Here is a 5,179-nt window from a genome sequence, read left to right as displayed (position 1 = left end):
GTGCCGGAGAATCTGGTTCACGTCGACATCAATCCGAAGGTGTTCAACGCCAACTACCCGGCCAAGGTCGCGATCCCAGGCGACGCGCGCGCCGTGCTGCGCGAGCTCCTGCGCGTGCTCGACGCCAAGCCGCGCCGGAACGCCGACGGCGCGCTGCGTGAGCAGATCAGGGACGACAAGGCGGCCTATCGCGAGAGCTGGGTCCGCAGCGACACGGCCGGGCTGGTCAACCCCGCGCGGTTCTTCGCCGGCCTGCGGACAAGCATGCCGGATGACGGCATCATCGCGATCGATGACGGCAACCACACCTTTCTTACCGCCGAACTGATGCCGATTCACGCGCCTAAGAGTGTGATTTTGCCGACCGACTTCAACTGCATGGGCTACGCGGTGCCGGCTGCGATCGGCGCCAAGCTGGCCTTTCCCGACCGTTCGGTGCAGGCGATCGTCGGCGACGGCGCCTTCATGATGACCTGCATGGAGATCGTGACGGCCGCGAGCAATGGCCTCGGCATCGTCTACTACGTCTTCAACGACGGCGAGCTCGCCCAGATCGGACAAGCGCAGGCGCTTCCCTACGCCCGCAAGCCCTGCACGACTCTCGGCCGGCTCAACATCGAGGGCGTGGCGATGGCGACCGGCGCCGCCTACCTCGCGATGAACGACAACGACGCGATCGCAGGCGTGATCGCCAAGGCCGGTGAGATCGCAGGCGAGGGCAGGCCGGTCATCGTCGACGTGCGCATCGACTACTCGAAGAAGACCGCCTTCACGCTCGGCACGGTGAAGACCAATTTCGGTCGATTTCCGCTGAACGAGAAACTGCGCTTCCTGTCGCGCGCGGCGATACGGCATGTCACCGGATAGACCTGATGAGATCAGGCTAGATACTGGCGGCAGCGGCGGACGCGAGGGGAGAGGTGAACGTTTGCCGCAACCCGATTCAACCCAAATCCATCGCGATCGAGCGAGGTGAAGTCCAAGCATCTCGCTTCGACTACCAAACATCCAACACCTCGCATTCTCGCGGCGCTGGGCGTCCGAGTGTTGCGAAGACGGGACCCTCTTCAGAAGTGAGAGGGCGCAGGGAAGACCGGGCGCCGGCCAGCGCCCATGGCCCCCGTGCAACAAAGAACGCACGGGGCAGGAACCACAGGCTCAGCCGAGAACACCCGGCCTTCCCTGCGCAGTGGGTTGACGGCTTACTCCGCGCTCTCCCCGGGGACCGGGCTTTCTTGCCCCCGTCGCCCGCGCGCGATGCCAGAAGCATCGTCGCGAGCTTGACACCAGCGTCGGGGTGTCAGGACCACGCGTCTTCGCCGTCCGCAAGGGATCGTTCGTCGGCGCCCTCAGATGAGAACGCTGCGACCCCTCGCGGCCACCGCTCCCCGCCTCCACGTCCGTGACGACCGCGAAGCGCCCCTCTGCATGAGGCGGGATAGGCGGGAGAATAATTCTGATTTGGAGAAATGTCAAGTGTGATTTTGAAAATCAGAAATTAATTGAGACGTGGCGTGCCTCGACCGGACAATGGGGCTGGCTTGACTCCGTGTTCTTATTATGTTCTCATTTGGGTCAAGGGCCTCCGCGATAGCCGTGGTCAGATCCAGAGAGATCATCATGCCAAGCCGTCTGCCGCAGCTCCTGCACTATGTGATCTGGCGTTGCAGCCCCGCCGAACTGGGGGCAACCAGGCTCAACGAGATTTGCTGGTACTCAGACGTCGACACGTACCGCAAGCTCGGACGCAGCATTACCGGGGCAAGCGATTACACGAGATCGCAGTTTGGCCCGACCCCGAAAGGGGTTGACGACGTCATCGAGGCGCTCTCGCGCCAGAGCCGAATTGCCGTTTCCAAGGATAATTACTACGGCCGTCCCAAGACGATGTATTTGTCTCGCGTCAAGCCGGACATCGGCGTCTTTTCCTCAGATGAGATCGCGATCGTCGATGCGATCGCCGACATCATCTGCTCGAATCCTTCCTCCGCGAGCATCTCGCGCGTCGCAGACAATGCTCTCTGGGAAGAGATCGAGTTGGGCGCCGACGTTCCGATCGCTGCGGCCGCGGTAATCCCGGGTGAGATCACCGCCCGGGATGTCTCCTGGGCAGAGAAAATGATCGCAGACTTTGATGCACATAGCGCGCCCGCCTGATGGCTTCATCGTTCGGCAATCCAAGGCGGTTGAAGCACTTATCAAGGCGAGTTGCGAACAATGGCCGCGCCTTGATGCACACTGGCTCGCCATACAGCAGAGGCTGAAGTTCACGGGTCATCGCGAAGGTTTGCTGATCGGGCCGCACCGTCCGGGCTGGAAGCTCTTCGTGGACGATGGCGACCCGCCGGCCGGCCTGCCGAGGATTCGTGTCGTCTACCGTATTCTTGGCGACACGCTCTCGATCGATATGGCAAGCATCGGTTAGCGAAGGCAGCTGCGCAAGTTCTCAGCAACCGTCGTCATCATGTGGCGGATTTCGCCTCGGCTGATCCGCCCTGCGACCTCGTCCAATCCCGTCGAGCATCCATGCGTGGGCGGCAATTGACACCGGCATGTCCGGCGTTAGCCTGCCACGCGTGATCGCCCATCAAGGCGCGACAGAACAAACAGGCAGGGTGGAACGCATGATCAGCGTCGTCGTGGCGTGAAGGGAGACGCGTGTGCCGCTCCACTGGCGCCGTTCCGAATCCGCAACTATCGTTTTCTGTGGCCGTCCGATCTTCTGACCTCCTGGGCCTTCGAGATGGAGGCGCAGGTGCTCGGCTGGTACATCGTGGTCGAGACCGGATCGGTCGTGCTCCTGACGCTGCTGGCCTCGCTCACCTATGTCGGCACGCTGATCGCGCCGCTGTTCGGCGTGATCGGCGACCGCATCGGCCACCGCGACCTGCTCGGCCTGATGCGCGCCTCCTACGCGGTGTGCTCCGGTGTGCTGATGCTGCTCGCGCTGACGCATCGTCTGACGCCGACGGTGGTCATCGTGACCGTGGCGATCATGGGCATGGTCCGTCCATCGGACCTCGGGGTGCGCGGCGCGCTGGTCGCCGATATCATGCCACCGGAGCTGTTGGTCGGCGCGATCAGCGTGTCGCGCACCACGATGGACACCGCGCGCATCGCGGGCGCGTTGACCGGCACCGGCCTGTTCGCGCTGCTTGGGATCGGCCCGGCCTATGTCGCGGTCGTCGCGCTCTATCTGGCCGCGACGGCGCTGACCTTCTGTGTCGTGGGGCCGCCGAATCCGCATCTTTCCGCGCCGGGGGCCGACGCCGGACTGCCGCGCTCGCCGCTCCGCGACCTGAAGGAGGGCGTGGCCTATATCCGGGGCATGCCGCGCATGCAGGCCGCGTTGTCGATCGCCTTCATCACCAACCTGACCGCCTATCCCACGACCAACGGGCTGCTGCCCTATGTGGCGCGCGAGATCTATGGGACCGACCAGACCGGGCTCGGCTACATCTCGGCGAGTTTTGCGGCCGGCTCCCTGATCGGGGCGATCGTTCTGATGCTCGCCGGCAACGGGGTGCGCATGGCGCGGCTTCTGATCGGCACGTCGATGGCGTGGTACGTGATGCTGCTGGCGTTCGCGCAGATGCAGACTCTACGGGCCGGGATGGCCTGCCTGGTGCTGACCGGCATCGCGCAGGGCATGTCGATGATCCTGGTCACCGTCATCCTCATGCGCGGCGCCAGCGCGCATATCCGCGGCCGCGTGATGGGCGTGCGCATGATGGTGATCTACGGCCTGCCGCTCGGGCTGTTGGTGGCCGGCAGCCTGATCGACCGCATCGGTTTCGTGGCGACCAGCACGCTCTATGCCGGCTCAGGGCTCGTGCTGATGGCGGTCATCGCACTGCGCTGGCGCGCCGATCTCTGGCCGGTGCATGCGCCGGCGAATGCGCGGTGATCCGGGCCGCCGCCCGCTGCCGGAATATCTGTTGACCGGATGCGCGCTTTGGCTTCATTTCGCGGATTGATGTCGCGCTCATCGAAAGAGGACTGACATGGCGATGCGCCTGCGCACCCTGCTTGGCGACCACCCCGGAACGGCCGCGCTGAAGAGCGGCGCGCTCAAATCCGATCTGATCGAATTCGACTTCGTCGACTACTCGCCGACCAACCGCGGCTTCAAGCCGATGGTCCGCGAGCAGGCGTTCGACGTCGCCGAGCTTGCGATCGTCACCTACCTGATGGCGAAAAGTTTCGACAAGCCGCTGGTGCTGCTGCCCGATGTCGTGGTCGCGCGCTTCCAGCACGGCTACGCGCTGTACAATTCCAGGCATGGCACTTTGAAGCCGGCCGATCTCAACGGCAGGCGCGTCGGCATCCGCTCGTTCACCACCACGACCGGCGCCTGGCTGCGCGGCATCCTGGCCAATGACTATGGCGTCGACCTCGACTCCATCGACTGGGTGACGTTCGAGGACGCGCACGTCGCCGAGTACAAGGATACGACCAAGCGGGCGCCGGCCGGCAAGCCGATCGTGCAGATGCTCCTCGACGGCGAGCTCGACGCGGTGCTGGGCGAGAAGGTCGAGCATCCCGACCTGAAGCCGCTGTTCGCCGAGGTCGCCGCCGAGGAGAAGGCGTGGTTCGCGAAGTACGGAATCGCGCCGATCAACCACATGGTGGTGGTGAAGCGGGAGCTTAAGGCGCAGCACCCGGAGGTCGCGCGCGAGCTGCACCGCCTGCTGGTCGAATCCGCCAGGGCCGCGCCGTCCGCGCCGCGCTTCACCCCCGACGAGATGCGGCGTTCGCTCGGCCTGATCATCCGCTACGCCGCGCAGCAGGCGCTGATTTCGCGCGAGTTCTCCGTCGACGAATTGTTCGACGACGTGACGCGGCCCCTGTTCGCCGGGACCTGACGGGTAGCGCATCGCCGATCCTGTGGCCGCTGGGCTATCACCCTCCTGGAGGGGAAGGGGTCGGCTCACATGAAGCATCCTCACCAACGCGCGATGCCTCGCCGAGGCGATCAAGTTCTATCACTATGTCGGCGCCTGCCGCGGCTCGCCGCACAAGCTATGAGGTGTGTGGCGGAAGGACCGCCGCGTCGTGTCACGGGATGAAGTAGAACGGGTTGGGCAGCTTGAAGCCGCAGTCGGCGTGCCCGCCATCGAGATCGGTCTGCTGATCGCCGATGGTGGCGATGATGTGATAGGGCCTGTCGCCGGACTCG

Annotated in this window: 5 protein-coding genes; all 5 read left to right on the top strand. The window is 64.5% G+C overall.

The window, feature by feature from the left end:
* On the top strand, positions 1–867 hold an 867-nt coding region (locus JOY90_RS32975; protein ID WP_291695278.1), incomplete at its 5' end, for a thiamine pyrophosphate-dependent enzyme.
* 753 nt (positions 868–1,620) lie between these two features.
* Positions 1,621–2,157 carry a type II toxin-antitoxin system antitoxin SocA domain-containing protein gene (locus JOY90_RS32970; protein WP_291695277.1) on the top strand — a complete coding sequence of 179 codons (537 nt, stop codon included), beginning with the start codon at positions 1,621–1,623 and terminating at the stop codon, positions 2,155–2,157.
* Complete coding sequence (locus JOY90_RS32965; protein WP_291695276.1) at positions 2,135–2,425, top strand: hypothetical protein; 291 nt, start codon at positions 2,135–2,137, stop codon at positions 2,423–2,425. Before JOY90_RS32970 ends, JOY90_RS32965 begins: the two co-directional genes overlap by 23 nt.
* 219 nt (positions 2,426–2,644) lie before the next feature.
* Positions 2,645–3,907 carry an MFS transporter gene (locus JOY90_RS32960; RefSeq protein WP_291695275.1) on the top strand — a complete coding sequence of 421 codons (1,263 nt, stop codon included), beginning with the start codon at positions 2,645–2,647 and terminating at the stop codon, positions 3,905–3,907.
* Between the two features lie 97 nt (positions 3,908–4,004).
* Complete coding sequence (locus JOY90_RS32955) at positions 4,005–4,865, top strand: hypothetical protein (RefSeq protein WP_291695274.1); 861 nt, start codon at positions 4,005–4,007, stop codon at positions 4,863–4,865.
* Positions 4,866–5,179 lie beyond the last annotated feature (314 nt).

Origin of the sequence: Bradyrhizobium sp. (assembly GCF_019242285.1) — a bacterium.
Taxonomy (GTDB): domain Bacteria; phylum Pseudomonadota; class Alphaproteobacteria; order Rhizobiales; family Xanthobacteraceae; genus Bradyrhizobium.
Note: the sequence above shows the minus strand (reverse complement) of the source record. Positions and strands in the feature narration are given on the sequence as shown.